Raw genomic sequence first — 26,838 nt, 5'->3', positions numbered from 1 at the left:
GAACATGTCCAAGAGCGCACCCGTCAAGAAGACCACCAGCAAGATCTGGGACAAGGTCAAGGACGTCGTCGACCCCGACCGCGCCCTCCAGGCCACCGTCGCCGCCGCCATCGAGGGCGTCGCCGTCCGCAACGTGCTCGGCATGGCCCCGGAGACGTGGAAGCCCGGCAAGCCGCTCAAGCTGCTGCTCGCCGGCTACGTCGGCACGCGCAACACCGGCGCCGACGTCCGCGTCGAGGAGATGATCCGCCAGCTGCGCCACGTCGTCGGCGACGACGAGCTCGAGCTGACGATCATGACCGTCGATCCCAAGCTGACGCGCGGCTACTTCCGCGCCGTCCACCAGATCGAGCTGCCGGCGGTGTTCCCCAAGTTCATCGCCACCGAGTGCCCGAAGCACCACGGCGTCATCGCCTGCGAGGGCTCGATGTTCAAGTCGAAGTTCTCGAGCGCGCTGACCTGCTTCATGGCCGGCGCGCTCGGCCTCGCCAACGCCGAGAACAAGATCAGCGTCGGCTACGGCGCCGAGGCCGGCAGCATGACCCCGGCGCTCCGCGACTTCGTGCGCGACGCCTGCAAGAAGTCGCTGGTCATCTGCCGCAACGAGCCCTCGCGCAAGGTCCTCGGCGAGCTCGGCATCCGCACCACCTCCGGGGCCGACACCGCCTGGACCTTCGATCCTGCTCCTCTCTCCCGAGGCGCCCAGCTGCTGCGCGACGCCGGCTGGGACGGCCGCCAGAAGGTCCTCGTCGTCTGCCCGATCAACCCGTTCTGGTGGCCGGTCAAGCCCGACCTGCTCAAGTACGCCGCCTACAAGCTCGGCGGGCAGTACAAGCACGAGCACTACAGCGCCTTCTACTTCCACCACCACAGCGAAGCGGCCGACAAGAAGTACAACGCGTACATCCAGGCCCTGGCCGACGGCGTCAACGCGTTCGCCCAGGAGCGCGAGTTCTTCACCATCCTCGTCGGCATGGAGCAGCTCGACCGCCACGCCTGCGAGGACTTGCTGCCGCGGCTCGACCGCGGCGGCGCGCTGTTCGTCAGCGACGAGCACGACATGTACGACCTCGTCAGCGTGCTGCGCAACTGCAGCATGATGATCAGCTCCCGCTTCCACGCGATCGTCACCTCGATGCCCGGCCTCGTGCCCTCCGCCGGCGTCACCATGGACGAGCGGATCCGCAACCTCATGAACGATCGCGGCCACCCGGACATGTTCTTCGAGGTCGACGAGGACGACCTCGGCGACAAGCTGCTGCACACCCTGCGCCGGCTGTGGCGCGACGCCGAGGGCATCAGCGCCGACATCGCCCGCGCCGTCCCGGCCCAGCTGAGGCTCATGGGCCAGATGGGCATCGACTTCATGGACGAGGTCGTGCGCGTCTATCCCCAGTTCCCGCGCCGCGACCTCCCGCGCACCTGGGAAGCCCACCTGCCGCCGCTGCCGGCCAACGTGCAGCGCCTGCTGGAGCGCCACGCATGAGCGCCAACTTCCTCGAAGTCATCCACGCCGCGGTCCAGAAGACCCGCGAGGATCAGCTCCTCATCGAGCTCCACGGCAAGGAGCGCCGGCCGACCTCGGCCGCGCAGCTGCTGCACCTCGTCGCCCACGCGCGCGGCTTCCTCCGCCGCGCCGGCGTGGGGCCCGGCGACCGCGTCGCCCTGCTCGCGCCCAACTCGGCCCGCTGGGTCGCCGCCGACCTCGCCATCCTGTTCGAGGGCGCGATCGTCGTCCCGCTCTACAGCCGCCAGGATCCGAAGGAGCTGGCGGTCATGGTCAAGGACTGCGGCCCCGTGCTCGTCATCGCCGACGGCCCCGAGCTCGCCGCCGGCTTGCGCGGCGCCTGGCCCGAGCACTGCCCGATCGAAGATCTGGCCGACGTCCTCCGCGGCGAGCCGGTGCACGAGCCGCCGCGCCCGGTCGCGCCGACCGACCCGGTCACCATCATCTACACCTCCGGCACCAGCGGCGAGCCCAAGGGGGTCGTCCTCACCCGCGCCAACGTCGACTACATGCTGCCGCAGACCCGCGGCAGCGTCGACCGCATCACCGGCGGCCAGCGGGCCGACAAGGTGTTCCACTTCCTGCCGTTCTGCTTCGCCGGCTCGCGCGTCATGCTGTGGACGCAGCTGTACCGCGGCAACCCGCTGCTGCTGTCGACCGACCTGCAGCACCTCGTCGCCGAGATGGGCGCCGCCGACCCGCACTACTACCTCAACGTCCCCGCGGTGCTCGAGCGGATCAAGAACGGCGTCGGCAAGAAGATCGCGGAGCGCGGCGGCGTCGCCCTCGCCCTGTACGACCGCGGCCAGGCGGCCTTCCGCGCCGTGCGCGAGGGCAAGGCTGGCCTTTTGGACAGGCTCACTCTGGCCGCCGCGAAGAAGCTGGTCTTCAGCAAGATCAAGCAGCAGATCGGCCCCAGCCTCGAGTTCCTGATCTGCGGCTCGGCGGCGCTGGCCGAGGAGACGCAGTGGTGGTTCGAGCTGGTCGGCGTGCAGGTCTACCAGGTCTACGGCCTGACCGAGACCACCGCGATCGTCACCATGGACACCCCCGGCGGCGTGCGCCCCGGCTACGTCGGCCACGCCATCGGCGGCTGCGAGCTCAAGATCTCCGACGAGGGCGAGCTGCTGGTGCGCGGCCCCGGCATCTTCGCCGGCTACTGGCAGCGCGAGCAGGCCACCGCCGAGGCGATCCGCGACGGCTGGTTCCACACCGGCGACCAGTGCGACCTCGACCACACCGGCAACCTGCGGATCATCGGCCGCGTCAAGAACATCCTCGTCCCCGAGTCGGGCCACAACATCGCCCCCGAGCCGATCGAGGAGAAGTTCCTCGCCGCCTGCCCCAAGGCCGAGCAGTGCATGCTGGTCGGCCACGCGCGGCCGTTCCTCGGCATCATCGTCCCCGGCGACGTGCCCAAGGACGCCATCGACGCCGCGCTCGAGGTCGTCAACGCCAGCGTCCCGCACTACAAGAAGGTCCGCGCCTTCATCCGCGTCGCCGAGCCGTTCACGATCGAGAACGGCCTGCTCACCGCCAACCAGAAGCTGCGCCGCCGCGCCGTCGAGCAGCGCTACCGCGCCGAGATCGACAAGGCCTACGCGTCATGATCGACTGGACCTACAGCGAAGGCGTGTACGAGCTGACCCTCGCCACGCCGCCCTGCAACGAGATCGGCACCGCCATGCTGGCCGATCTGCGCCGCTTCCTCGACCAGGTCGACCCGGGCGCCCACACCCTGATCCTGCGCAGCGGCCTGCGCCAGGGCTTCTGCGCCGGCGCCGACCTGCGCGAGCTCTACCGCGGCCTGAGCGACGCGCCGAAGGACCAGCACGCGCCGCAGATCCGCCAGTTCATCGACGCCATCCACGGCGTCATGGACGACCTCGACATGCTGCCGCTGACCACCGTCGGCGTCGTCCACGGCGTCTGCTTCGGCGGCGGCTTCGAGCTCGCGCTCACCTGCGACGTCCTGATCGCCGAGAAGACCGCGCGCTTCTGCTTCCCCGAGCTGCGCCTCGGCATCATCCCCGGCTTCGGCGGCATCCCGCGGCTGCGCCGCGACGTCGGCAACGGCCTCATCCGCGACCTCCTGCTGAGCGGCCGCAGCATCAACGCCAAGAAGGCCCAGGCGGCCGGCCTCGTCAGCCAGGTCGTCGCCGCGGGCGAGGGCATCACCGCCGCGCGGGCGCTCGCGGCCCAGACCGCCAAGTTCGACCCCACCGCGCGCAAGGCCGCCAAGGCCTTCATCAAGCAGCTCCCGAAGGACGAGCTGCTCGCCGAGCGCGAGCTGTTCGTCCGCCTCGCCGAGGGCCCGGCGCTGATGGCCGCCCTCAAGCGCTTCGTCGAGTCCACCGACCTGAGACCCTACCTGCCATGAGCACCACCCTCGACACCCTCATCCGTCTCGCCGCCAAGCGCTTCGGCGCCGACCCGGCCCAGCTCCGCGCCGAGGACGACCTGTTCGAGCGCCTCGGCATCGACAGCTTCCAGGCGGTCGAGCTCATCTCGGACGTCGAGGACGAGTTCGACGTCGAGCTGCCCGACTACGAGCTGCAGGGGATCAAGACCTTCGCCGCGCTGGCGCAGAAGATCGACGCGAGGCGCTAGATGCTCGACCTGGGAAAGCTGTCCTGCCTCGGCGAGGCGCTGCGTGACGCCACCATCACGTACAAGAGCCGGACCGCGCTGATCGAGGCCGACCGTCACCGCGAGAACTCGCGCCACACCTTCGCCGAGCTGCGGGTCGCGGCCGAGCGGTTCGCCGCCGGCCTGCAGGTCCACGGCTTCGGCCCCGGCGATCGCTGCGCGATCGTCATGCAGAACCAGTCCAAGTGGCTGATCGGCGCCACCGGGGCGCTGTGGGCCGGCGCTGTGCTGGTCCCGATCGACTACAAGCTGACCGCGCCCGAGCAGCACGCCCTGCTCGCCCACTGCCGCCCGCGCGTCGTCCTCGCCGAGTGGCCGGCGTGGGACAAGCTGCAACGCGAGGACCCCTCGATCTTCGAGCGCACCCTCGTCGTCGTCACCGAGGCGCCGGAGGGCGCCAGCGTCGGCCGCGCCCTGCGCTGGGAGGACCTGCCCCAAGGGGCAGGTTTCACCTACCACGCGCGTGCCCGCGAGGACGTCGCCTGCATCGTCTACTCCTCGGGCACCGGCGGCGCGGCCAAGGGCTGCCAGCTGACGCACCGCAACTACCTCGCGCAGGCCGAGACCCTCGGCAACCTCTACCCGCTGAGCGAGGGCGACCGTTACTTCTCGATCCTCCCGACCAACCACGCCATCGACTTCATGTGCGGCTTCCTGCTCGCGCTGATGATGGGCGGCGCGGTGGTCCACCAGCGCACCCTGCGGCCGGCCTACCTCGCCAGCACCATGAAGCGCTACGGCATCACCCACATGGCGCTGGTGCCGACGATCCTCAAGACCCTCGAGAAGAGGATCAAGGACAAGATCGCCGAGCTGCCGAAGTGGCAGCGGCTCGTGCTCGACGGCCTCATGGACCTCAACGAGTACGCCACCCGCCAGGCGCCCAGCCACGGGCTCAGCAAGACCCTGCTCGCGCCGATCCACGAGTACTTCGGCGGCAAGCTGCGGCTCATGTTCTGCGGCGGCGCCTTCGTCGACCGCAGCAGCGCCGAGTACTTCAACCGCCTCGGCCTGCCGGTCGTCATCGGCTACGGCCTCACCGAGGCCGGCACGGTCCTCACCGTCAACGACCTCAAGCCGTTCCGGGGCGACAGCGTCGGCAAGCCGGTCGAGGGCACCGAGCTCGAGCTGCGCGACGTCAACGAGAGCGGCGTCGGCGAGGTGTGGGTGCGCGGGCCGACCGTCATGCTCGGCTACCTCGACGCGCCCGAGCTGACGCGCGAGTCGATCGTCGACGGATGGCTGCGCACCGGCGACCTCGGCACCATCGACGCCGCCAATCACCTCAGGCTGCTCGGCCGCACCAAGAACATGATCGTCACCGAGGGCGGCAAGAACGTCTACCCCGAGGACATCGAGGCCGCCTTCGGCGACATCGACGACTGCGAGGAGTTCTGCGTGTTCGCGGCCAACTACATCTGGCCGACCGGCAAGATGACCGACGAGCAGCTCGTCGTCGTCGTGCGGCCGAAGCCCGGCCTCGACGAGGCCGCCCGCGCCGGCGTCGTCGACGCCTTCCGCAGGCGCAACCTCAAGCTCGCCGACTACAAGCGGATCTCCGCCTACGTCCTGTGGGACCGCGAGTTCCCGCGCACCGCCTCGCAGAAGATCAAGCGCGACCCGCTGGCGCGCGAGCTCAAGCCGCTCGGCCGCGACGCCGCCCTGCACGAGCTGTGACCCCGTTCCGCGGCCCCCCGTCGCCCCCGCCTCCACGGCCCTCCGGGGCCTGATAGCATGCCCGCATGCACGATCCGGCCACCCTCCTCGCAGTCGTCAATCCAGCCGCCGGCGGCGGCGTGTGCGGCAAGCGGGCGCCCGCGGTCGTCGACCGCCTGCGGCAGTCGGGGGTCAAGATCGACGTCGTCGAGACGCGGGCCGCGGGTCAGGCCACCGAGCTCGCGCGCGAGGCGGTCGCCGCCGGCCGGCGCCACTTCATCGCCGTCGGCGGCGACGGCACCAGCTACGAGCTGATCAACGGCATCTTCTCCGGGGCGTTGCCGGCGGGCGAGCGGCCCTCGCTCGGCATGCTGCCTCTCGGGACAGGCAACTCCTTCCTCCGCGACTTCACCGACCAGGGGGCCGAGTACGCGATCGAGGCGATCATCGCCGGCAAGACGCGCCCGTGCGACCTCATCCGCTGCACGCACACCCGCGGCGCGCTGCACTTCATCAACATCTTCAGCATCGGCTTTGTCGCCGACGTCGGCGCCACCCGCAACCGCAACTTCTCGGGCCTGGGCGAGTTCGGCTACACCCTGAGCACCGTGCTGCGGGTGGCGGCGCTGCGGCCCTACACCTTCCCGATGCAGATCGACGGTCACCCCGAGGACCGCGAGCCGCTGACCTTCCTCTCGTTCAACAACAGCCGCTTCACCGGCGGCAAGATGATGATGGCGCCCGACGCCAACACGCGCGACGGCCTGCTCGACATCATCCGGGTCGGCCGCCTGGGCCGGGTCGGCCTCCTCCGCACCTTCCCCAAGATCTTCAGCGGCACGCACGTGCAGCACCCGGCCGTGCGCTGCTACCAGGCCCCCGGCCTCGACCTCCGCCTCGCCGAGGACATCGACGTCATGGTCGACGGCGAGATGATCAAGTGCAACCCGCGCCGGCTGGAGGTCGTCCCCGGCGCGCTCGACGTCCGGACGTGAAGCAATGGTGTTCAAGATCCTCAAGAAGGCAGCTCAGGTCGTCTACTCGGCCGTGGTGTGGACCATCTCGTTCGCGTGGATGGGCGGCGTCGCCGTCACGTGGGCCGCGGTGTCGACCGTGGTTCCGTCGCGCAAGACCCACAACTACATCGGCGGGCCCGGCATGGGCGCGGTCCTCAAGATCACCCTGTCTCAGGTCGAGATCATCTACGACCCCGACTTCGACCACGAGCGGCGCGGCGTGTTCATGATGAATCACGTCAACCTGCTCGACGCGCACGCCGCCTGCGCCTCGATCCCGCACGCCTTCTGCGGGCTGATGAACGCCTGGCAGTTCAAGATCCCGATGTACGGCTGGATCATGAAGCTGGCCGACGGCATCCCGGTGCCGGAGGGTTCGAACCGCTACCGCGCCATCGCCGAGGCCGCGCGCGACCGGGCCAAGAAGGGCATCTCGATCCTCGCCTTCCCCGAGGCGCACCGCACCCTCGACGGCAAGGTCGCCGAGTTCAAGCGCGGCGTGTTCTGGATGGCCCGGATCGCCGGCCTCCCGGTCATTCCGCTGGCCACGCACGGCATGTACGAGCTGATGCAGAAGGGCTCGTACCTGCTCACGCCGACCAAGATCACGATCTACGTCGGCGCGCCGATCGAGACGAAGGGCCTGTCCGACGCCGAGCTGGCGAAGGTCATGGAGCGGACCCACAAGATCATCGCCGACTTCGCCGAGCGCGGCATCGTGCCCGGCCGCGCCGCGCCGATCCCCTCCGACGCCACGCCGATCGCCTCCGGCGCCTGATCGTCGGCGACAGGCCGAGTCGGCGATCGGGGGCCATGAATCCTCCGTCTGCATGTCGCGGCAGCGGAGACGTGGACCCGGGTCATCGCGGCAGCGTGACGAGCATCGCCCTCGCCTCACTGCCGCGATTTCCTTTCGAGTTTCAGGCCAAACGCGCGATGTCGTAACGTGGCATTGCCCGGACCGCGTCCGCGTGTATGTGACGGACGCACGAACGGCACAGCGCCCCCTGGACCACCGCATGCGCTGACTGCCGGGGCTGTCGCCCCGCACGGGTTGCGCGTTCCGAGGACCTCGATCATGTCGTTCGGTCAGGAGATGATGAGGCCCATGACTCGAGGGATTTGGTTGGCACTGGTCTGTTCGGTTGTGGCCTGTGATGTCGTCGAGAACGACGTTGGAACGGCGGTTACGCTGCGGAGCGACGTCGGCAACGGACTTCAGTTGAACTCGGCCGTGATGAACGGCCAGCAGTTCAACGGCATGCGCATGAACGGAATCAACCTCAACGGCATGCGCATGAACAACTGGAGCCTCAACGGCATCAACCTCAACGGCATCAACCTCAACGGCAGCAGCTTCTCCGCCACCCAGATCGTCGACGGCAGCCCGGTGCAGGTCAGCGGCGACGACCTGGTCGGCTCGCTCCTCACCCTCGAGGGCGCCGGCGAGACCTACGTCCTGCGCTTCGACGACATCTACCTCGATCCCGCCGACCCCGACGGCGACGTGTGGTTCTACGACATCTCGGTCCAGGACGTGGCGGAGAGCACGTGGTCCAGCCTCTGCTACGACCACAACGGCCAGCCGACCCAGGCGATCGCGATCGGCAACTGGTGGGACGGCACCACCGGCGACCGCGTCGACGACGCCGGCGTCGTCACCTTCGCCTGCCGCGACGCGGTCCTGGCCAAGTGTGTCGAGTGGGGCTATCGCCCGTGGGCCACAGTCGCCGGCGTCTCGCTCGCCGACCACCACCAGGCCTGCACGCGGCTGGCCCGCGCCGACTACTGCGGCGACGGCACCCCGCACACCTTCACCGGCACGCCGATCGACGTGTTCGACGCCCTGAGCCCGGCGATCCAGAGCCCTGTCACCCTGACCCTGCAGAACTGGGGCATCGAGGCCGAGTGGGGCCCGGACGGCGCCGTCTGCGTCGGTGAACAGCGCCGCCTCAAGATGCTCGACGACGCCGGCATCACCTACGAGTACCCGACCTGCCTCGACGCCCTCGACGACATCAGCACCTGCGGCGACTTCGACAGCAGCCGCGGCGGCCTCCTGGCCGATCGCTACTGCGACCTGTGGCAGTCCGACCCCGGCGCCTGCGACGGCTCCGGGCCCAGCTGATTCGATCTGCAAGTACCTGTTTCTTCGAACAGGTGCCAAGACCGCCGCCTCCCGTGGTATGGAGGCGGCATGAGCCGGATCCGCATCGGCGACCAGACCTGGGACCTGAGCAACGCCACGCTCGAGCTCTACCACTGCCGCGGCCCCGAGGCCGACTGGAACCTCGCGCTCACCCACGCCGGCGAGACCCTGTGGCTGGCCGGCACCGTCATGCCCGGGCCGGCCTCGATCGAGGCGCTGATCGGCGCCGAGTTCACCGTCGACCTGCGCTCGCTCGACGAGCTCGCCGGCGCCCTGCTCGGCCGCTCCGTCACCCTCTACCCGGGCGGCCAGGGCGTGTGCGCCCTCGCCTTCCGCGGGGCCGCCTCGCCCCGCGGCGTTCGCCTGGCCGCCGCCGCCAACTGCGACTGGGACCGCTACCTCGAGACCTTCGACCGCGACCAGCCGGTCGCCCTCGACTTCGACCTCGACGCCGCCGTCGCCGCGCTGCACCCGGGAAACCTGCCCTGAAGGGCATGCCCGTTCGTGCAGGTTCCTTTGGACATGTCCTCATGATCCTATCGCTCGCCGCGCGCGCCGCGGTGAGCCGGCCCGGGGTCTGCCAACATCACGGGCGCGCTCGCTCCCAGTCGCGCGCCGGTTGACGCCCCGCTCCACCCCGCCGAAGATGCCGCGCGGAGGACGGGCCGATGCGGAGCTTCCGGTGGTGCACGAGCATGGCGTTGGTGATGGCTTGCGGGGGCGCCCCGGCGCCGTCCGGGACCGAGAGCGAGACGGCGGCGACGAGCAACGGGACCCCCGACGACGCAACGACGAGCACCACCGACGAGCCGACCTCGACCGGTACGGTCGCGAGCGACGGCAGCGACACGACCTCGACCTCGACCTCGACCGCCGCCGAGCCCACCACCCTCGGCCCGACCACTGCCGAGCCGACCACCGACGACACCGCCGGGACCACCGGCGAGCCCGTGGGCCCGTGCGACGGCCCGCGGCCCGGCCCCGACAACACGGGCGTGCCGAAGGGCGTGCGGCTGATGCCGAGCGGCTCGATCACCGTCGACGAGGACGGCGCGGTGATCGAGGGCCTCGACATCGACGGCACGATCACCGTCCTGGCCGACGACGTCACGATCCGCAACGTGCGGATCCGCAGCGGCGACTACTACCCGATCCGCTACTTCGACGAGGACAACGTCGGCCTCGTGGTCGAGGACAGCGAGATCGAGGGCCTGTCCGGCGACGCGACCGCGGCCATCTCGTTCGCCAACTACACCGCGCGTCGGCTGAACATCCACGGCACCGCCGACGGCTTCAAGGCCGACAGCAACGTCCTGATCGAGGACTGCTGGGTGCACGACCTGTCCAACGGGGAAGGTGAGCACAACGACGGCGTGCAGTCGACCGGCGGCGCCGGGGTCACGCTGCGCCACAACGACATCTCCGGGGCCAGCAACGCCGCGGTGCAGACCGGCGACCTCGGCGGCGCGACCATCGACCTCACGCTCGAGTGCAACTGGTTCGACGACGGCGGCTGGACCCTCAACATCCGCGGCGAGGGCGAGACGGCGCCGATGGGCACCAGGGTCCTGAACAACCGCTTCGGCCGCGGCCACGGCTACGGCCCGTGGGTCATCGACGACCCGGACCCGCTCATCGAGGGCAACGTCTACGACGACGACGACTCGCCGATCCCGTGAGCGCCCCTTGGGCACGCGTTTCGATTCGGTGTCAGACTCCACCGCCGGGGAGCGGACGACGAATGACTGAGAGCCACGAGCGCTGGATCAACGAGCTCGACTATCATGTCCTGTTCGTCCTCTTGATGCTCGTCCCGATCGCCTTCTGGCTGTTCCCCTCCCCGTGGTTCCTCGCGCTGTTCGTCCTGCCGCAGGGGATGGTCCTCTCGCGCACGTACGACGCGCGTCGCCATCGCTGGCGATGGGTCGCCAGGCTCGTCGTCAACACGGTGCTGGTCGGCCTCGCCGCGGCCGTCTATCTCGGCCTGCGAGCGTCCCACGCCCAGGCCTGACGCCGCGCCTCACTTGTTGAGGCGGAACATCCCCGACTGGCTGGCGGGCCGCAGCTTGGCGAGCAGCGGCTCGACCTCGCGGCTCAGGGCCTGTTCGTCGGCCTTGCCGATCGAGGCGCCGCACGACAGCAGGGCGAAGGCCACGTAGTCGTACATCATCTCGCGCACCAGCACCTCGGGCTCGCCGCCGAGGGCGCGGCAGGTCGCGCTGGCGTTGCGATCGATCATCTGCCCGTTGAAGCCGCCGTGCTCGAACGGACCTGCCCCGCGGAACAGGTCGTCGTAGGAGCCGCGGGCGAACCCGGCCATCGCGTTGCGGAACACCGTGCCGCGGCCGGCCATGTCGGCGCGCTGGTGGATCGCCCGCAGCGCGGTGTTGGCCAGCTCGACCGCCTCGGCCGCCCCGCCGCGCAGCCGCGGCGGCAGGATGATCACGTGCTGCGACTGCGTCAGCTGGAACAGCATCTCCGTGACCAGGAACTCGCCGAGGCCGGTCGAGCGACCGAGCGCCTCGACGCTCTGGGTCCCGTCGATCGCGTTCCACAGCGGCATCACCTCGTTGCCCGGCTCCGCTGCGCCCGGACGCTTCTTCGGGATGTACTGCGACGACGGGATCCACGGGCGGAAGTAGCGGATCCCGTCGAGGCGCACGATCAGGTGCATCAGCAACGAGGTCGCGCTGTGGACCTGGCGGAACGGCAGGCGCGAGTCCTCGTAGCCGTCGAGGAACGCGTACAGGCCGTCGTCCGCCATCAGCACCGAGAACACCACCTCCTCGACCTGGCGCCCGAGCAGGCTCAGCACCTGCTCCTCGGTGAGGGCGCCCATCGCCACCGCGGCCACGCCGAACCGCTCGCCGGTCTTGCGGGCCCGGATCAGCACGTCGCCGAGGACCTCCTCGTGGACCACGCCGAAGCGGTAGGCGATGTTGCCGAGCAATTCGTCGCCGGCGTCCGACTGCACGCCGACGATCGAGCCGTGCTCGAAGAACAGGCTGCGCGAGTGCTCCGAGTCCTGCACCACCAGCTCGCCGCGCCAGCCGACCTGCGCCAGCAGGGCGATCACGTCGGCCATCGCCCCGGGCCCCGTGATCTCGCCGGCGATCCGGACCACCGCGCCGTCCTCCCGGTCGCGGCGGCCGTCGGCGCCGACGTAGCGCATGAACACCAGGTGCCGCGGAGAAGGCATGATCCGGAACGCGCCTTCGCGGGTGCGCATCCGCTGCGTGGCGACCTCGCCCAGCGGATGCGCGGCCCCCGTCCCGTCGATCCAGACCAGCTCGTCCTGCGCGTGCTTCATGGGGTTCGGGGCCGCACTGTAACACCTGTCCGTCCCGTTCTCACCCTGGCGCACGCGGCCCCCGGTCCGGCCCGCCGAAGCCGCGCCACGGCCCCGCGCCGCCGCTCCGGAGCGGATGACCTTTGGGGCCTGCTCTTTCGGTCAGCCGACCCCAAGTCCTGCACTAGCGCCGCCCGCAGGGCGCTCCGAGCAGCCTCGCGCGGGCCGGCGCGCCGCGAGGATGAAGTTTCTCGGCCGATTCGAGCCCGACGAGCGACGCGGAGCACGAACGAGGCCGCCCGCAGCGGTCGGCCGCGGCACGGCCCGGCTCGCGGGCGTTCGAGCGAGATCGCGCTCAGCCCTCGGCCAGCACCACGAACGCGAACTCGCCGGGCGTCGCGGCCCCGAGCGTGTCGACCGTGAGGTAGTAAGTGCCCGGCTGCAGCGGCCCCTCGAGCTCGCGGTCGGCTCGCTTCACGCAGGTGGCGGCGTCGGTCTGCGTCATCAGGTGGACGTCGACGTCGACGTTGCCCTGGTCGAACACCAGCGCGCGGATCGAGGTCGCCTCGACGATGTTCAGCTCGTAGACGTACTCGGGCCCGTCCTCGCCCATGGTCATGCAGGCGCCGGCGTAGGTGTCGATCTCGTCGCTGGGGCTGTCCGCGGTGCTGCGCATGTCGGCGAACGGCAGGCTCGGGATGACGATCGGCTCGGCGAGCGTGCCGGCGCCCATCAACCTCGGCGCGCTGGCGTCGGGCGGCGCGGCGCCGTCGACCACCACCGGCTTGACGCGCGCGAGCGCCTCGAGGGTGGCGAGGTTGCGGCGGTTGTAGCCGCTCGTGCTGCCGGCGAAGCCGAACGCGCACGGGGCCGGCGTGACCATGTCGCCGCCGAGCGCGACGCTGAGGTCGATGCCGTCGGGCGCGAGGCCGAGGCTCGGCAGGCCCGAGAGCACGAGGTTGAGGTCGATCAGCGGGATCTTGCGGCCCTGCGCGAGCGCGCGGACGAAGGCGTTGTAGCGCGGGACGTAGACCTCGATCCCGGCCGGCATGGTGCGCGACGGCATGGTCGAGAGGATCGGCACGGTGCCGCCGGCGATCAGCGTGTCGACCACGGTCACGAGGTTGTCGGCGAAGGTGAAGAGGCCGTCGGGCGGCGGCACCTCGAGCTCGGCGGTGCCGAGCAGCACCAGCGCGAAGCGAGGCAGGATCTCGGTCATCTCGTTGACGAGCGGCGACGGCATGCCGGCCAAAACCTCGGCCCCGCCCCACCCGGCCATCGCGGCCAGGCTGACGCGGCTGAACGAGGTCGCGCCCATGCCCGCGGCGGTGGCGTTGAAGTAGTCGACCGTCGGCTGCAGCTCCGCCGGCAGCTCCATGATCTGCATGACGTCGGCGAGGCAGTGCATGAAGTTGGTGCTGGCGGTGCTCGAGCCGCCGACCTTGGCGAACACGCCGTCGGTCTTGGCGCTCTTGGCCTTGATCGCGGCCAGCGAGGCGGCGACGTCGGCGGTGATCGGCGAATGGACCTCGTCGAACGGGTAGTACTCGTCGAGCACGGTCGGCTCGCCGGTGGTGCTGGTGGTGGTCTCGCCAGTCTCCGAGGTCAGGGTCTCGCCGTCGCTCGTGGTCGTGGTCGTGGTCTCGCCCGTCTCGGTCACCGTCCCCGAGCCGGTCGTCGGATCGGTCGAGGTCGGCATCGTCGTGGTCATGGTCGTGCCGAGGGTCCCGCTGGTGTCGCCGTCGAGCGGCGCTCCCTGTGCGCACCCGACCGCCAGCGCGGCGACCGGTCCGATAATCCATCGCGTCATGGCCCGGCAGGGTACACCATGTCGGCGGCGTAACACCGGCACGACGGCCGCTCCGGAAGGCCCGGGAGCGCGCCTGCGCGGGCCCCGAGGGACGCCCGGCGAACGCAGGTGCGGGCGCCCGTAGACGGCCCCAAGGAGCACCGGAGCGCCGGTCCGGGCGCCCCCGCGCGTCCTCGCAACCGCGGCACAACCTGTCCTCCCGGACATGCCCACATCAGGGCCACACGGACGCGGCGTCCGCAGGGAGACGCCCTCGTGACACGGCCCATCTCAGCGTCCGAGACGCGACAATTGAGGCATGCATGCACTCCCGGACGGGATTTGCAGGCCATGTCACGCGGCGTTCGAGGCGCAGGCCGACATGCTCCTTCGGACAGGTTGAAGCTCGCCGCGGCCGAGTCACGCGCTTCTCACCACGCGACGTGGAAGCAGACGCGAGGTCGTGGCGCGACGGACGGCGCACGGCGCGACCGCGCCCCGGATGATACGAAGAGACATGTCCCTTCGGACACGTCAATCGCCGCGTCCGGCGCGGCCGAGGAAGAAGCCGGCGAGCCCGCCGGTCACGCCCCACGAGGTCGCGCGGGGGATCTCGGGGATCGCCGTCTCGAGGCGCTGCCAGTTGACGGCCGCGAACACGCGCAGGTGCTGCAGCAGGACCCAGTTCACGCCGGCGGACGTGGCGAGGATGCCGTTGCCGACCACGTCGCGGGCGCCGATGCGGAAGCGCTCGAAGCGGGCCGACAGCTCGACCGCGCTGTCGCGCACGCGGCGGCTCGCCAGGCGCGGCAGCAGGGTCGCGGGGTCCTTGTCCTGCCCCGTCACCACGGCTCCGATCTGCGCGTAGCCGCCGGCGCCGATCAGCTGCGGCAGCGGGTCACCGGGGGTGAACGGGTCGCCGTCGGTGTCGCGCTCGCGCGAGTCGTAGGTGTAGAAGAACTCGCCGCGGGCCGACAGGAAGCGCCAGAACAGGCCGCCGCCGCCGGTGAAGCGCCGCGAGGCGCCGCTGCTCGGCAGGCCGTGGAAGAAGTCGAAGCCGAACGCGGTGGTGACCGTGGGCGTGAAGCCGTTGGTCTTGTGGTAGGCGAACACCGACGCCACCAGCAGGAGCTGCGGGCCGCGCTGCAGGAACGCCAGCGGGTTCAGCTGCACCTTGCCGGCGAACGCGATCTTGGTGTTGTTGGCCTCGCGGTTCTGGCCGATGCCCGAGAACACGGCCGCGGTGACCTCGGCCCAGCGCCAGAAGTCGTACGCCACCTCGAGGCCGACCTGGCGCCCCGGGGTCGCGGCGAGCATCGACAGCGGCGCGCGCGGCAGCTCGTCGACCAGGTCGGGCGCGTTGAACCGCAGCCCGAACGGCGCCTTGAACTGCCCGGCGCGCAGCCGCAGCCGCGGGGCCGCGGCCCAGGCGATGAACGCGTCGAACAGCTGCGGCCCCTTCGCCTGCGCCGCCTCGATCGTCACGAACGCGGTCACCGGCCCGATGTTGACCCCGCCGCCGATCCGCGCCCCCGCCAGGCTGATGTTGCTGTAGCCCTCGCGCGGCGCCGAGTACCAGGTGGCGTCGGTGCGGATCCATCCGTACGGGAAGAACTGGAACCGCTCGCGCAGCGGCGGCCTGGAAGCCTTGACGGGCATGTCCTTCGGGACATCCCGTGAACCGACCGCGGCGCCTCCCGTGCTTGGCGGGGCCTCGGCGCTCGCGGTGCCCATGGACATGTCCTGACGGACAGGTCCACCGGCGCCCCGCACGCCCTGGGCGGCAGGACCCGCTCCAGGCCGCGCTTGCGAGGCAGAGGGCGGCGGCCCGACCGGCCTGTCCTCGAGGACAGGCCCGCCCCCTGAGCTCACGCCCGCCGGGGCGTCTCCCGCCCCGGCCGGCCCCGGGCTCGACATGTCCTTTTCACCAGGGCCTTTCGCTCCTGTCGAATCAGGCATGTCCTTTCCACCAGCCGCACCCTCGCCCGCGACCGTCCGCTCACGGACCTCCGGCACCGGCACGCTGGTGACCTCGTCGGCGGGCGCGGCCGTCAGCGCCGCGAGGATGAGGATCGTCGTCGGGCTCACGGTCGCTCAGCAGGCCGGCAAGACCACGATTTGCTGGGTGTCGCGGGCGGACACGAAGATCCGGCTGACGCCGTCGAAGGCGATCCCACGCGGCTCCCAGTCGCCCTGCGCGACCGTCGAGATGGCCCCGTCCTGGGTCACGCGATAGACGCGGCCGGTGCTGTTCGCGGTGTCGTAGGACAGCACCAGCAGCGCCCCGTCGGGCGTGGTCTCCATCAGGTCGAGCGACTCGAACTCGTCGGACACCAGCGTCAGCGCCGGCGCGGCGGCCTTGAGGTCGAGCTTGAACAGCTGCCGCTGCGACTGGTCGCCGACGAACAGAGTGTCGCCGAGCACCGCGATCCCGACCGGCTTGCTGAGGCCGCCGACGATCATCGTCTCGACGCCGGCGATCGGGTCGACGCTGGCGATCCAGCCGGTGTACACGTCGTCGGCGTCGCGCGAGTAGGTGGACACCCAGAGCAGCCCGCGGGCGTCGTCGTAGTCGAGCCCGACGCGGCGCCACTCGTCGTTCACGCCCGCGATCTCCTCGACGGTCCCGTCGCCGGCGACGCGGAAGATCGCGCCCAGGCCCGGCATCCCGAAGCCGAAGCGCGGCAGGTACAGCGCGCCGTCGGCGGCGAAATCGAGGTCGCCGAGGCCGTCCGAGCCCGGGTCGTCGGAGGGGTTCGGGATCTCCGCGAACACCTCGAGCGTCTCGTCCTCGCCGCGCACCAGCACGCGGTTGTTGTCGTCGTCGGCGATGTACAGCCGCTGCTCGTCGACGCGGTAGTAGAGCCCGTTGGGCTCGGCCTGCACGTCGATCCGGTACGGCGGGAACGACTCGCACTGCGCCGGCGCCCCGGTCGACTCGCCCGTGGTCGGGGCCTCGGTCGGATCGGCCGCGGTCTCGCCCGTCGTGTCCATCGTCGTCGCGGCCGTCTCGGTCCCGCCCTCGGTCGCCGTCGTCTCGGCTTGCGGCACGCAACCGGCGGCCGCCACCATCATCGCCAATACTCGTGTCTTCATCCGCTGCTCCAAAGGTCAGGCGGCGTCGAACTCCGCGACGCGGTCGCCGCAGCCGCGCACGTCGTAGCCGAGCGACGACAGCTCGCGGCGGAACGCCGCCGAGGTCATCGCGTCGAGGAACCGCGACAGCCGCGGGTCGGCCAGGAGCGCCCGCGGGATCGCCAGGTCGTAGCGCTCCTCGGCCAGCGGCACGAATTCGAGGCCGAACGCGATCGCGGCGTCCCGCGTGGCCACCCCAACCTCGCCCGCCCCGCCCGCGATCGCCTGCGCCACCTCGAGGTGCCCGCTCGCCCGCACCGCCGCCGCGCTGGCCAGCGTCGCCGGCAGCCCGGCGCGCAGCAGCTCGCGCTCGAGCAGCCGCCGCGATCCCGACCCGGTCTCGCGCGAGACCAGCCGCAGCCCGCGTCGTCCGAGGTCGGCCGCGCCGCGGATCTTCCGCGGATTTCCGGGCGCGAGCAGGAGCCCCGCCTCCCACCGCGCGAGCGTGATCAGCACGATCGCCCCCGCGGCGTGTTTGCGGACATCCGGCACGTTGGCCTCGCCCGTACGCCCGTCGATCAGATGCACTCCGGCCACGTGCGTCTGCTCGGCCGCCAGGGCCGCCAGCGCCTGCGTGCTCGATCGCGGCAACCAGACCACGCGCCCGGCACCCACGCGCCCGCTCAGCCGATCCGCCAGCACCCCCAGCGCCGCCGCGCAGCCCATCACCACCAGGTTGTCCTGCGCCTCCGCGCGCCCGCGCAGCAGCTCGACCTGCACCCGCCCGCGCCGCCTCGGTCCCCCGGCCACGATCGCGTCGCCCGCCAGCCGCATCGCCTCGCCCGTCAGCGCATACGCCACCCATCGCCCGCCGATGTGCGCCAGCGCCACCCGCCCCGCCTGCACCGGCGTCGCCGGCTCGGCCTCCACGCGCGCCTCGGCCTCGTCGAGCGCGAACAGCTCCTCGACCCGACAGTCCAGCGCCCGCGCCAGCCGCAGCGCCACATCCACCGCCGGCGTCGCCCGCCCGGCCTCGATCGCCCCCACGCTCTGCCGCGACAGGCTCGCCGCCGCCGCCAGCTCGCTCTGCGACAGCCCCCGCGCCTCCCGCACGGCCCGCACCCGGTTCGGCTCGCTTTCGGACATGGCGCGTATTCTTTCCACGATGGAAAGCATGCTTGTCAAGCGCGAAAGGCTCCGCGGCACTGTAAAAGCGTGCAGCCCTCCCCCACAGACGTGCGGGTCCCGCTCGGCGGACCATCCACGTGTCTCAAGAGACATGTCCAACCTCTCGGAGTCTCCCGACTGCCCGACGCATCAGCCTCTCGTCCACGCCGAGAACTTCGCATCACGCCATCCTTCGACGCCTCGCTGCGAGAAGCACCACAGTTCAAGCGCGGCCGGGCCCGAGAACTTCGCATCGCGCCACCCCTCGACGCCTCGTTGCGAGAAGCGCCGAGGTTCAGGCGCGGCCGGGCCCCGGATCTCGGCGGAGCCGACCGTCACCGCACCAAGAGAGCTCCCGGAGGACGGGGGCCGGGGCGCCCTGGCCCTGAGTTGCGCAGGACGAGGCACCTATCGCCTCGAAGCACCCTACCCCCCACGAAGTCCGAGCACCTGTCTGAAGGGACAGGGCGCCCCGGACACCGGCCCCGCGACCCTCGCCGCGTCTCATCCGGGGCCCGGCCGCGCCGTACGACGTCCGTCGCGCCACCACGTCGCACCCGAGTGCACGCCAAGAACGTCGCACCGCCTCGCTCATCCGGGGCCCGGCCGCGCCGGGCGACGTCCGTCGCGCCACGAAGCCCGAGAGCGCTCAGCCCTCGAAGTCGGCCCCGATCACCACAGTCCAGGGCCGCACGGTCCAGCGGCGGACCAGCCCTTCACGCACGTACGGATCGGCGCGCGCGAACGCCTCCGCCGCGGATGGGTCGGGGCCGCGGAACACCAGCAGCGCTTCGTCGGCGGGCTCGGCGAATGCGCCCCCCAGGCGGAGCTCCCCCCGTGCAACGGCTGCGCGGGCCAGCGCCAGGTGTTCGGGCCGCAGCGGCGTACGGCGTTCGAGGTAATCGTCGACGAGTTCGTAGCGGAGCACGAAGTACATCGACGGCGAGCATATCGTGACCGCGGCGCCCGTGATCGGCCTTGCGCGAGATGGGCCCGAGAAATGCCTTTCGGGCGCATTCTCTGCGGGTGCGCAGGCTCGCGCCGGCGCCCGGACAAGTGACCGGGCGCGGGGTGCCTCGGCCACCACGAGGGTGTCACGACCCGCGCGGTGCGACGTCCCCAAATGACATTTGCGGCCGCCCGGATTCGACCCCGAGCATACGCACTATATACATTGTGAGGAGCGTCGTCGCCCGCGATTCGACCGGCGAGCGCGCCTGCGGACAGGCCGGGCCCGAGCTCCTCGGCGCGGCCGACATTGTCACACCCGACATCGCAATGATCATAGGTGAACCCCGAGTCATCCGCGGTCAATTGCGCCAGATCTTTCGCCTCCGACGGCAACCACCTGTCAGCGGCCGTGGGTGAGGTGAAGCAAGGTACGCGGCGCTGCTCCAAACTTCGTGCATGCGCATCCCTGACGATTGACACCTGCCACACCGCCCTCGTAACCTGTCCTGGTTGGAGGTGTAGGGATGGAACGACCAGTCTTTATTTCGACGATTCTCCTGTCGCTCTCGCTGTCGATCGCGGCGCCGCAGGTCGTATCTGGTAACGGTTGGGGCCACGGCAACGGCAACGGCCACGGTAACGGCAACGGCTGGGGTCAGGGCAACGGCAACGGCAACGGTAATAACAATAACGGTGATTTCAAGAAGATCGCGGTGCCGAACCCGGAGGCCCCGGACTTCGGGGCGATCTTCAACTGGGGTCTCAAGCTGCGGAACGTCGACGAGCTGTTCCTCATCGCCGGCCACGGCGCGCACGACTCGAACGGCCAGATCATGTTCCCCGGCGACGCAGTGGGGCAGACGCAGTACATCCTCGACCACTTCGACGAGTATCTGGACGACGCCGGCTACGACCGCAAGGACATCGTCCGCATCGAATTCACGATGACGACCGACGTCAGCGACGGCGAGTTCAACGCCATCCTCGGTCTGTTCGCCGACTACTTCGCCCCGGTGAACATCAAGCCGGCGGCGGGCACCCTGCGGATCGTCGACGCTCTGGCGATCCCGGGCATGCTCGTCGAGTACGAGATCTGGTGCGCCAAATAGCTCGCCTCCTCGCTCGGCCCGGCCGCCCGCTCCGCGCCGCTCGGCCGGACGGCGCGGCCGCGACCGTTTTCGAGCGCCTGCGGCTCGCTCTCGCCGGCCTGGCCCTCGCCTCGCCGTCGTCGCGCCTGCCACGAATCGACGGTCCGAGGACGAGGGCTGTTTGACCCGTCGCGGTCGGCGTATCCTCGGCCGATGTCTCACGCCCTCGCGCGTCCTCGCCTCGGCCTCGGTCTCGCCGCCGTCCTCGCCCTCGCCTGCGGCCGCGGCGGCGCCGGCAGCCCCGACGATCCCTCCGATCCCGCGCTGCGAGCGATTCACGCCCGCATGCCGCCGCAGGAGCGCGCGGCCGTCGGTCAGGGGCCCGGGTTCGTCGGCGACGGTTTCGTCTATCTGGCCTTCAAGCCAGGTGCGATCCAGAAGTACCTGCAGTCGATCCCGCTCGATCCGGACACCGCCCGCGACGTCGCCCGCGCCGGCGCCGAGCTCGGCTTCGACCCGCGCGTCGACGACATCGGCGCCCGCCTCGGCCTCGATCCCGACGCCTTCGTCACAGTCACGATCGCCCGCCCGATCGCCCCCACCATGCCCGGCGTGCGCGAGGCCTTGCAGCGCCTCGGCGCCGCGCCCGGCCTGCCGAACCCGTTCCCCGGGGCCGGCACCACCCCCGCCGACGTCGCGCCCTGGCCGGGCCCGCGCCCCGTGCCGCCGCCCCCGAGCCCGCCGCCCCCGAGCCCGCCGCAGCCCTACCAGGACTCGGTCCCGTTCCAGCCGATCCAGCCCGATCTCGGCGACCCGTGGAAGCCGCCGCCGCCCGAGCCGGCCGGCCCATCACCTGACCAGGAGGCCATGGCCCGAGGGGCAGGTAGTCTGGCGCTCCACAACCGCATCCATCTGCCGGCCAAGGATCCTGCCGCGCTGCCGGCCTTCCTGGCGCAGAAGGTCCGCAAGGAGCGGCCGCCGGAGATCGCGACCTTGTGCAGCCAGATCGGCCCGAGCGAGTTCTGCTTCGGCGACGCCGAGGCCCTGCTCGTCGCGCGCAAGGAGGCCGCGGCGGTCGTCCTCGACCTCTTCTTCTTCCCCGCCGGCACCGGCGCCGCCTGGGACCCCGATCGCGTCACCACCGTCACCAACGGCCTCGCCGCCGCCGCGGCCGCCCTCCCGGTCCTCTCGACCCTGCGCGGCGACTTCGCCGCCTACGCCGACGCCGCCGCCGTGCCCGCGCTGTCCGAGGTCTACGAGGTCGCCAGCGCCGTCCGCAGGCTGCGCTGGTACGGCCCCGACGAACGCGGCAACGTCGTCACCCGCGCGCTCGGGCAGCGGGCGGCGCTCGAGCAGCTGCGCGAGACCCGGCGCATGTTCGCCGGCATGCGCCTCGAGGCCGCCCTCGATCCCGAAGCTGTCCAGATGACCATGTCCTGGGAGCCAGTCGACGGCGCCGCCGCGGACCTGGCCGAAAAGACATTCTCGCGCGCCCCGGCCGGCGTCGGCGTGCCCACCCTCGCCGGGCTGTGCGACGGCGCTCTGGCGTGCTGGCGCAGCTCGGGCCTGCCGCCGCTGGCCGGCCTCGGCGAGCTGGCCATCGGCCTCTACGGCCGCGACGAGCGGGCCTTCAAGGACGCGATCGACGACGCCGGCGACTTCGGCCCGGTCGTCCTCATGCTCGAGACCTGGCCGAGCGCGCTCGGCATGGTCGAGCGCTGGGGCCGCGAGCAGAAGGGCATGGAGGCCGGCATCATCCGCACGGTGCTCGACATCGTCGGCCGGGTCGAGGGCACCGGCGGCAGCCTGCGCAGCCTGCAGGTCGGCGACCGCGGCGTGCAGACCGACTACGTCGTCTACTCGCGGGTGCAGAACCAGGACCTCGCGCTGTTCCGCTCGCTCGTCGGCCTGTCGTCGATGCGCTTCTCGCCGGTCACCGTCGCCGGCGTCGAGGCCAAGGTCGAGTCGGCCGCCCTGTCCGACGCCGAGGCCCCCGTGCAGGTCTACCTCGTCACCGACCCGGGGACCGTGCGGCTCGGCGACAAGGACGTCGAGTTCGGCTGGATCGCCGTCGCCGACGGCCAGGATCGACTCAAGTGGATGCTCACCGAGCTCGAGCGCGACAAGGAGACCAACCCCGCGTTCTACGGCGAGTTGCCTGACCTGTGGCGCCTGATCGGCAGCTTCGGGGACGGCCTCCGCGACGCCGGCTTCTTGCAGTCGTGGCTGTCCGGCCGCGGCGTCCGCCTCGCCGCCGACGTCGTCGGCGGCCGCGTCCGCTTCGACCTCGAGTTCGCCCGCCGGCCCGCGCCCGCGAAGTGACCGCCACCATTTACCGCCCGGCCGCGCCCGCGAAGTGACTGCCACCCTTCGCCGGCCCGCCCGCGCCTGCGAAGTGACTGCCACCATTCCCGGGCCGGCCGGACCGCGAAGTGACTGCCACCATCGCCGGCCCGGCCGCGCTCCCGCGAAGTGACTGCCACCATTCACGGCCGGCCACTGAGTGACTGCCACCATCGCCGGCCCGGCCGCGCGCCCGCGAAGTGACTGCCACCATTCACGGCCGGCCACCGAGTGAATGCCGCCATTCGCCGGCCCGGCCGCGCTCCCGCGAAGTGACTGCCACCATTCACGGCCGGCCACCGAGTGACTGCCACCATCGCCGGCCCGGCCGCGCGCCCGCGAAGTGACTGCCACCATTCACGGCCGGCCACCGAGTGACTGCCGCCATTCGCCGGCCCGGCGCGGCCTTGACCTTCGAGTGAATCATCGGCCGCGATCCAGCCGCCCGTGAATGCGGCGACCATGAGCTCGACCAATTCGGCCGCGAATCGCGCCAGCTCGGACCCGCGATCGCGACCTCGCCGCCCCGCTCTCGTGCTCGCCGCCCCGCGCCCCGGGACCTCGACTCGCTCGGCCCTGCGAGCGCGAAATCGCTCCGTCCACTTCCGCGCAACGCTGTTTTCGCCGCCAATTCCCGCTCAAAAGCCCGAACAAATTTCATCGTTGACTTATATAAGCCGATCCTGATATCTACGCCGCCAGTGCACGCGTTCGACATCCTGGGCGACCCGGTGCGGCGCCGGATCCTCGAGCTGCTCGCCGACGGCGAGCAATCCTCGGGAGCCATCACCACGGTGATCCAGGAAGAATTCGGGATCTCCCAGCCGGCGGTATCGCAGCACCTGCGGGTCCTGCGGGACCACGGATTCGCCACGGTGCGGCCCGAGGGCACCCGTCGACTCTATGCAGTCACCGCCGAGCGGCTGCAGGAGGTCGACGAGTGGCTCGAGCGGTTCCGCCGCTACTGGGACCAGCGCCTGGACGCGCTGGCCACCGAGATCGCGCGCGGCAAGCGTGAACGACGAATGAAGGCCGAATCCACGGAGAAGGAATAATCATGCTCGACATCGTCCGACAGATCAGCGCCATTCACCGCGACGTCGCCCATCGCACCACCGCCGCCGGCGGCCAGGGCATCTCGGTCCTGCTGCGACGCACCTACGACACCACCCCCGCGGACGTGTGGGACGCCATCACCAACCCCGAGCGGGTCAAGCGGTGGTTCACCCTGCTCACCGGCGACCTGCGCGAGGGCGGCAAGTTCCAGCTCAAGGGCAACGCCAGCGGCGACATCCTGCGCTGCGACCCGCCGCGCCTGCTCAAGCTGACCTACGGCGGCGAGACCAGCATCGTCGAGGTGCGGCTGTCCCCGGGCGACGGCGACACGACCAACCTCGAGGTCGAGCACAACGTCCCCATCGAGATGGCGGGCAGCGGCGCCGGCTCGCTGTTCGTCGGCCCGGGCTGGGACGGCGGCTTGCTCGGCCTCGATCTGTACCTCCGCGGCCAGGCGCCCGAGGATCTGACCGCCGCCGCCAATTCGCCGGAGGTCCAGGAATTCTCGCGCCAGTCGGCGCACGCCTGGGCCGCCGCCGTCGCCGCCTCGGGCACCGCCACCGCCGACGAGATCGCCGGCGCCCTGCAGGCCTCGCTCGGACACTTCGCCCCCGACGTCCGCGAATCACCGGCGTCGTGAGCCGCGCTCGCCCCGGTGGAATCGACGGGTCCGACGTGCGATCCTCCGCGGCCTTATGAATCAGATCCGCGCCGACTTCGACGCCCGCACGCTCGTCGTCTATCAGGCCTACGCGCCGGCGATCGCCAGGCCGGCGCTCGCCGCCAAGCGGTTCGTGCCGCCGTTTTCGCGGACGCGCATGACGTGGATCAAGCCGTCGTTCCTGTGGCTGATGGAGCGCAGCAACTGGGCCCAGAAGTCCGGCCAGGAGCACATCCTGGCCGTACGGATCTCCCGCGTCGGCTGGGAAGAGGCGCTCGCCGCCGGCGTGCTCACCAGCCACGATCCACGCAGCATTCGCGACCCCGACGAATGGCGCGAGCGCTTCGCCGCCGCGACCGTGCACATTCAATGGGACCCGGAGCGCTCGCTCCGCGGCGCCGACCTGCAGCTGGGCAGCATCCAGGTCGGCCTCTCACGCCACATCATCGACCGCTTCGTCGACGAGTGGACCGTCGACATCACCGACCTCACCCCGCTGGTGCGCAAGATCCACGGCCACCTCAAGGGCGGCCAGGAGGCGCGCGCCAGGGCCCTCCTCCCGCCCGAGCGGCCCTACCCGCTGTCCCCCGCGCTCGCCCGCACGATCGGCGCGACCGCGTGATCACCTCATTCGTCGGACCGGCTCCGGCGCCTCTCCGAGACGAGACCGGCCTCATTCGCCGACGAAGAATCGCTGCGCTCCGCGCGACGGTCGTCGTGCTCACGGCGGCGTGCGTGACGATCGCGACACGAAGACTCATTGAACGCGCTGCCCGTAGCCCACGGAAGCCGCCTCCCGAAGGAGCAGCGGAGTCGACCGTCGCCGCATCTCATCCCCGCCGTATCGTGCGACGTCCGCCCGACGACATCCCGTTCACGCCGTTCGCTTCGAACCGCGCCGCGACCTCGACGTCGCCTTGCAAGAAGCGCAGTCGGTCACTGAACGACACGCGGACGCGATCGTCACCGCGTCTTATCCAGCTCGCACCGGGCGACGTCCGCCGCCCCCCGACATCGGTCTCGCGTTCACGCCGTTCGCTTCGAGTCGAGCCGCGACCTCGACGTCGCGTCGCAAGAAGCGCAGTCGTTCACTGAACGACACGCGGACGCGATCGTCTCTGCCGCATCGTGCGACGCCCGCCGCCCCCCGACATCGGCCTCGCGTTCACGCCGTTCGCTTCGAGTCGAGCCGCGACCTCGACGTCGCGTCGCAAGAAGCGCAGTCGTTCACTGAACGACACGCGGACGCGATCGTCACCGCGTCTCATCCAGCTCGCACCGGGCGACGTCCGCCGCCCTGAGGGCATCGGCCTCGTGTTCACGCCGTTCGCTCCGAGTCGCGCCGCGGCTTCGACGTCGCGTTGCAAGAAGCGCAGTCGTTCAGGCGCGGCCGGGCCCCGGATCTCGGCGCAGCCGACCCTCACCGCACCAAGAGAGCTCCCGCAGGACGGGGGCCGGGGCGCCCTGGCACCGAGTTTGCGCAGGACGAGGCAACTGCCGCCTCGAAGCACCCTGCCCGTCACGAAGTCCGAGCAACTGTTTGAGGGGACAGGGCGCCCCGGACACCGGCCCCGCGACCCTCGCCGCGTCTCATCCGGGGCCCGGCCGCGCCGTGCGACGTCCGCCGCCCCGCGACCCTCGCCGCGTCTCATCCGGGGCCCGGCCGCGCCGTGCGACGTCCGCCGCCCCACGACCCGAGCCGCGTCTCATCCGGGGCCCGGCCGCGCCGTGCGACGTCCGCCGCCCCACGACATCGTTCTTCGCGTCGCCGAAACTCGACGACCCGCTCCACGCCCGCGCCGCGCGGATCGCCGCGAGCTGGGACCGCTCAGCGGGGCAGAGTGAGCCCGCGCTCGACGTCGGCCGCGCGGACGTCGCCCATGATCCTGCGGACCAGGGTGAGGCCGAACAGGATCGCCGTCCCGAGGCCCTGGCTGGTGATCAGCTGGCCGTCCTCGACGACTGGCTTTTGGACCAGCTTGCCGTACATCGCGATCCGCGACGCCACGCTGGGGTGGCACGTCATCGACTTGCCGGCGAACACCTGGTGGCCCTGCAGGGCCAGGGGGGCCGCGCAGATGGCTCCGACGACCAGGCCGTCGGTGACCGCGTGGCGGAGGCGTTCGCCGACCGCCTCGGAGCTGGCCAGGCGGCGGGCCCCCTCGGCGCCGCCCGGGAGGACGATCGCCTGGAAGTGGCCGGTCACCGCCGACAGCGCCACGTCGGGGACCAGCTTCATCTTGCGGCTGCACAGGACCGGGCCGTCGCCGTTGAGCCCTGCGAACACCACATCGATCCCGCCGCGGCGGAGGATATCGACCACGATCACGGCCTCGGCTTCCTCTGCCCCTTCGGCCAGGATCACCAGGGCGCGCGGGATGGTCGATTCGACCTCGATGTCTTCGATCATGTCCTCCGTCATGTGAGCCTCGCCTATCCTTC

23 protein-coding genes are annotated in these 26,838 nt (G+C 71.0%); 16 read left to right on the top strand and 7 right to left on the bottom strand.

All coding sequences use genetic code 11. The annotated features are described in order from the left end of the window. The first annotated feature begins 4 nt into the window (after positions 1–4). The 11 genes from O0S08_RS16990 (at position 5) to O0S08_RS16940 (ending at position 10,988) form a co-directional block, all read left to right on the top strand. The gene (locus O0S08_RS16990; RefSeq protein WP_269040205.1) at positions 5–1,486 is read left to right on the top strand and encodes a polysaccharide pyruvyl transferase family protein; all 1,482 of its coding nucleotides are present in this window, start codon (positions 5–7) and stop codon (positions 1,484–1,486) included. Continuing rightward, positions 1,483–3,117: an AMP-dependent synthetase/ligase gene (locus O0S08_RS16985; protein WP_269040204.1), complete on the top strand. Its 1,635-nt coding sequence runs from the start codon at positions 1,483–1,485 to the stop codon at positions 3,115–3,117. Before O0S08_RS16990 ends, O0S08_RS16985 begins: the two co-directional genes overlap by 4 nt. Further along, entirely contained in the window at positions 3,114–3,887 is a 774-nt protein-coding gene (locus O0S08_RS16980; protein ID WP_269040203.1) for an enoyl-CoA hydratase/isomerase family protein, read from the top strand. The genes O0S08_RS16985 and O0S08_RS16980 overlap by 4 nt, the downstream gene beginning before the upstream one ends. Continuing rightward, the gene (locus O0S08_RS16975) at positions 3,884–4,117 is read left to right on the top strand and encodes an acyl carrier protein (RefSeq protein ID WP_096332471.1); all 234 of its coding nucleotides are present in this window, start codon (positions 3,884–3,886) and stop codon (positions 4,115–4,117) included. The genes O0S08_RS16980 and O0S08_RS16975 overlap by 4 nt, the downstream gene beginning before the upstream one ends. After that, on the top strand, positions 4,118–5,833 hold the full coding sequence (locus tag O0S08_RS16970; RefSeq protein WP_269040202.1) for an AMP-binding protein: 1,716 nt from the start codon (positions 4,118–4,120) through the stop codon (positions 5,831–5,833). It begins immediately after the preceding gene. 65 nt (positions 5,834–5,898) lie between these two features. After that, a complete protein-coding gene (locus tag O0S08_RS16965) occupies positions 5,899–6,807 on the top strand; it encodes a diacylglycerol/lipid kinase family protein (RefSeq protein ID WP_269040201.1) in 909 nt (302 codons plus the stop codon). Positions 6,808–6,811: 4 nt separating this feature from the next. Then, on the top strand, positions 6,812–7,606 hold the full coding sequence (locus O0S08_RS16960; RefSeq protein ID WP_269040200.1) for a lysophospholipid acyltransferase family protein: 795 nt from the start codon (positions 6,812–6,814) through the stop codon (positions 7,604–7,606). A gap of 330 nt (positions 7,607–7,936) precedes the next feature. Beyond that, positions 7,937–8,956: an ADYC domain-containing protein gene (locus tag O0S08_RS16955; protein ID WP_269040199.1), complete on the top strand. Its 1,020-nt coding sequence runs from the start codon at positions 7,937–7,939 to the stop codon at positions 8,954–8,956. 69 nt (positions 8,957–9,025) lie between these two features. After that, positions 9,026–9,466 (top strand): hypothetical protein, encoded by a 441-nt coding sequence (locus tag O0S08_RS16950; protein WP_269040198.1) that lies wholly within the window; start codon positions 9,026–9,028, stop codon positions 9,464–9,466. Positions 9,467–9,645: 179 nt separating this feature from the next. Beyond that, complete coding sequence (locus tag O0S08_RS16945) at positions 9,646–10,656, top strand: right-handed parallel beta-helix repeat-containing protein (RefSeq protein WP_269040197.1); 1,011 nt, start codon at positions 9,646–9,648, stop codon at positions 10,654–10,656. A gap of 62 nt (positions 10,657–10,718) precedes the next feature. Next, on the top strand, positions 10,719–10,988 hold the full coding sequence (locus O0S08_RS16940) for a hypothetical protein (RefSeq protein ID WP_269040196.1): 270 nt from the start codon (positions 10,719–10,721) through the stop codon (positions 10,986–10,988). Positions 10,989–10,997: 9 nt separating this feature from the next. Here O0S08_RS16940 and O0S08_RS16935 read toward each other — a convergent pair whose 3' ends face one another. From O0S08_RS16935 to O0S08_RS16910, 6 genes are all read right to left on the bottom strand, one after another. Then, positions 10,998–12,287, bottom strand: coding sequence for a DUF4388 domain-containing protein (locus O0S08_RS16935; protein WP_269040195.1), 1,290 nt, complete (start codon positions 12,285–12,287; stop codon positions 10,998–11,000). A 334-nt stretch (positions 12,288–12,621) separates the two neighbouring features. Further along, on the bottom strand, positions 12,622–14,076 hold the full coding sequence (locus tag O0S08_RS16930) for an SGNH/GDSL hydrolase family protein (RefSeq protein ID WP_269040194.1): 1,455 nt from the start codon (positions 14,074–14,076) through the stop codon (positions 12,622–12,624). A gap of 513 nt (positions 14,077–14,589) precedes the next feature. Then, a complete protein-coding gene (locus O0S08_RS16925; protein WP_269040193.1) occupies positions 14,590–15,714 on the bottom strand; it encodes a putative porin in 1,125 nt (374 codons plus the stop codon). A 435-nt stretch (positions 15,715–16,149) separates the two neighbouring features. Next, positions 16,150–17,151 carry an NHL repeat-containing protein gene (locus O0S08_RS16920; RefSeq protein ID WP_269040192.1) on the bottom strand — a complete coding sequence of 334 codons (1,002 nt, stop codon included), beginning with the start codon at positions 17,149–17,151 and terminating at the stop codon, positions 16,150–16,152. Between the two features lie 15 nt (positions 17,152–17,166). Continuing rightward, on the bottom strand, positions 17,167–18,306 hold the full coding sequence (locus tag O0S08_RS16915) for an XRE family transcriptional regulator (RefSeq protein ID WP_269040191.1): 1,140 nt from the start codon (positions 18,304–18,306) through the stop codon (positions 17,167–17,169). 640 nt (positions 18,307–18,946) lie between these two features. Next, entirely contained in the window at positions 18,947–19,234 is a 288-nt protein-coding gene (locus tag O0S08_RS16910; RefSeq protein ID WP_269040190.1) for a YciI-like protein, read from the bottom strand. A 538-nt stretch (positions 19,235–19,772) separates the two neighbouring features. Here O0S08_RS16910 and O0S08_RS16905 point away from each other — a divergent pair. From O0S08_RS16905 to O0S08_RS16885, 5 genes are all read left to right on the top strand, one after another. Then, the gene (locus tag O0S08_RS16905; RefSeq protein ID WP_269040189.1) at positions 19,773–20,357 is read left to right on the top strand and encodes a Rid family hydrolase; all 585 of its coding nucleotides are present in this window, start codon (positions 19,773–19,775) and stop codon (positions 20,355–20,357) included. Positions 20,358–20,549: 192 nt separating this feature from the next. Next, the gene (locus O0S08_RS16900; RefSeq protein ID WP_269040188.1) at positions 20,550–22,658 is read left to right on the top strand and encodes a hypothetical protein; all 2,109 of its coding nucleotides are present in this window, start codon (positions 20,550–20,552) and stop codon (positions 22,656–22,658) included. 722 nt (positions 22,659–23,380) lie between these two features. Beyond that, entirely contained in the window at positions 23,381–23,734 is a 354-nt protein-coding gene (locus tag O0S08_RS16895) for an ArsR/SmtB family transcription factor (RefSeq protein WP_269040187.1), read from the top strand. Positions 23,735–23,736: 2 nt separating this feature from the next. Beyond that, positions 23,737–24,375, top strand: a complete 639-nt coding sequence (locus O0S08_RS16890; RefSeq protein ID WP_269040186.1) for an SRPBCC domain-containing protein — start codon at positions 23,737–23,739, stop codon at positions 24,373–24,375. A gap of 55 nt (positions 24,376–24,430) precedes the next feature. Further along, a complete protein-coding gene (locus O0S08_RS16885) occupies positions 24,431–25,018 on the top strand; it encodes a DUF4291 domain-containing protein (RefSeq protein WP_269040185.1) in 588 nt (195 codons plus the stop codon). Positions 25,019–26,224: 1,206 nt separating this feature from the next. Here the strand turns inward: O0S08_RS16885 and O0S08_RS16880 are convergent. After that, a complete protein-coding gene (locus O0S08_RS16880; protein WP_269040184.1) occupies positions 26,225–26,806 on the bottom strand; it encodes a DJ-1 family glyoxalase III in 582 nt (193 codons plus the stop codon). Positions 26,807–26,838: the final 32 nt, after the last annotated feature.

It is taken from the genome of Nannocystis punicea, from assembly GCF_026965555.1.
GTDB lineage: Bacteria > Myxococcota_A > Polyangia > Nannocystales > Nannocystaceae > Nannocystis > Nannocystis punicea.
The sequence above is the reverse complement of the archived record's forward strand: the minus strand, read 5'-3'. Positions and strand labels throughout refer to the sequence as shown.

Excerpts from the sequence above, each read along its gene's own strand:
- O0S08_RS16990 (WP_269040205.1), top strand. The coding sequence starts at position 5 with ATGTCCAAGAGCGCACCCGTCAAGAAGACCACCAGCAAGATCTGGGAC.
- O0S08_RS16985 (WP_269040204.1), top strand. The coding sequence starts at position 1,483 with ATGAGCGCCAACTTCCTCGAAGTCATCCACGCCGCGGTCCAGAAGACC.
- O0S08_RS16980 (WP_269040203.1), top strand. The coding sequence starts at position 3,114 with ATGATCGACTGGACCTACAGCGAAGGCGTGTACGAGCTGACCCTCGCC.
- O0S08_RS16975 (WP_096332471.1), top strand. The coding sequence starts at position 3,884 with ATGAGCACCACCCTCGACACCCTCATCCGTCTCGCCGCCAAGCGCTTC.
- O0S08_RS16970 (WP_269040202.1), top strand. The coding sequence starts at position 4,118 with ATGCTCGACCTGGGAAAGCTGTCCTGCCTCGGCGAGGCGCTGCGTGAC.
- O0S08_RS16965 (WP_269040201.1), top strand. The coding sequence starts at position 5,899 with ATGCACGATCCGGCCACCCTCCTCGCAGTCGTCAATCCAGCCGCCGGC.
- O0S08_RS16960 (WP_269040200.1), top strand. The coding sequence starts at position 6,812 with ATGGTGTTCAAGATCCTCAAGAAGGCAGCTCAGGTCGTCTACTCGGCC.
- O0S08_RS16955 (WP_269040199.1), top strand. The coding sequence starts at position 7,937 with ATGACTCGAGGGATTTGGTTGGCACTGGTCTGTTCGGTTGTGGCCTGT.
- O0S08_RS16950 (WP_269040198.1), top strand. The coding sequence starts at position 9,026 with ATGAGCCGGATCCGCATCGGCGACCAGACCTGGGACCTGAGCAACGCC.
- O0S08_RS16945 (WP_269040197.1), top strand. The coding sequence starts at position 9,646 with ATGCGGAGCTTCCGGTGGTGCACGAGCATGGCGTTGGTGATGGCTTGC.
- O0S08_RS16940 (WP_269040196.1), top strand. The coding sequence starts at position 10,719 with ATGACTGAGAGCCACGAGCGCTGGATCAACGAGCTCGACTATCATGTC.
- O0S08_RS16935 (WP_269040195.1), bottom strand. The coding sequence starts at position 12,287 with ATGAAGCACGCGCAGGACGAGCTGGTCTGGATCGACGGGACGGGGGCC.
- O0S08_RS16930 (WP_269040194.1), bottom strand. The coding sequence starts at position 14,076 with ATGACGCGATGGATTATCGGACCGGTCGCCGCGCTGGCGGTCGGGTGC.
- O0S08_RS16925 (WP_269040193.1), bottom strand. The coding sequence starts at position 15,714 with ATGCCCGTCAAGGCTTCCAGGCCGCCGCTGCGCGAGCGGTTCCAGTTC.
- O0S08_RS16920 (WP_269040192.1), bottom strand. The coding sequence starts at position 17,151 with ATGAAGACACGAGTATTGGCGATGATGGTGGCGGCCGCCGGTTGCGTG.
- O0S08_RS16915 (WP_269040191.1), bottom strand. The coding sequence starts at position 18,306 with ATGCTTTCCATCGTGGAAAGAATACGCGCCATGTCCGAAAGCGAGCCG.
- O0S08_RS16910 (WP_269040190.1), bottom strand. The coding sequence starts at position 19,234 with ATGTACTTCGTGCTCCGCTACGAACTCGTCGACGATTACCTCGAACGC.
- O0S08_RS16905 (WP_269040189.1), top strand. The coding sequence starts at position 19,773 with ATGGAACGACCAGTCTTTATTTCGACGATTCTCCTGTCGCTCTCGCTG.
- O0S08_RS16900 (WP_269040188.1), top strand. The coding sequence starts at position 20,550 with ATGTCTCACGCCCTCGCGCGTCCTCGCCTCGGCCTCGGTCTCGCCGCC.
- O0S08_RS16890 (WP_269040186.1), top strand. The coding sequence starts at position 23,737 with ATGCTCGACATCGTCCGACAGATCAGCGCCATTCACCGCGACGTCGCC.
- O0S08_RS16885 (WP_269040185.1), top strand. The coding sequence starts at position 24,431 with ATGAATCAGATCCGCGCCGACTTCGACGCCCGCACGCTCGTCGTCTAT.
- O0S08_RS16880 (WP_269040184.1), bottom strand. The coding sequence starts at position 26,806 with ATGATCGAAGACATCGAGGTCGAATCGACCATCCCGCGCGCCCTGGTG.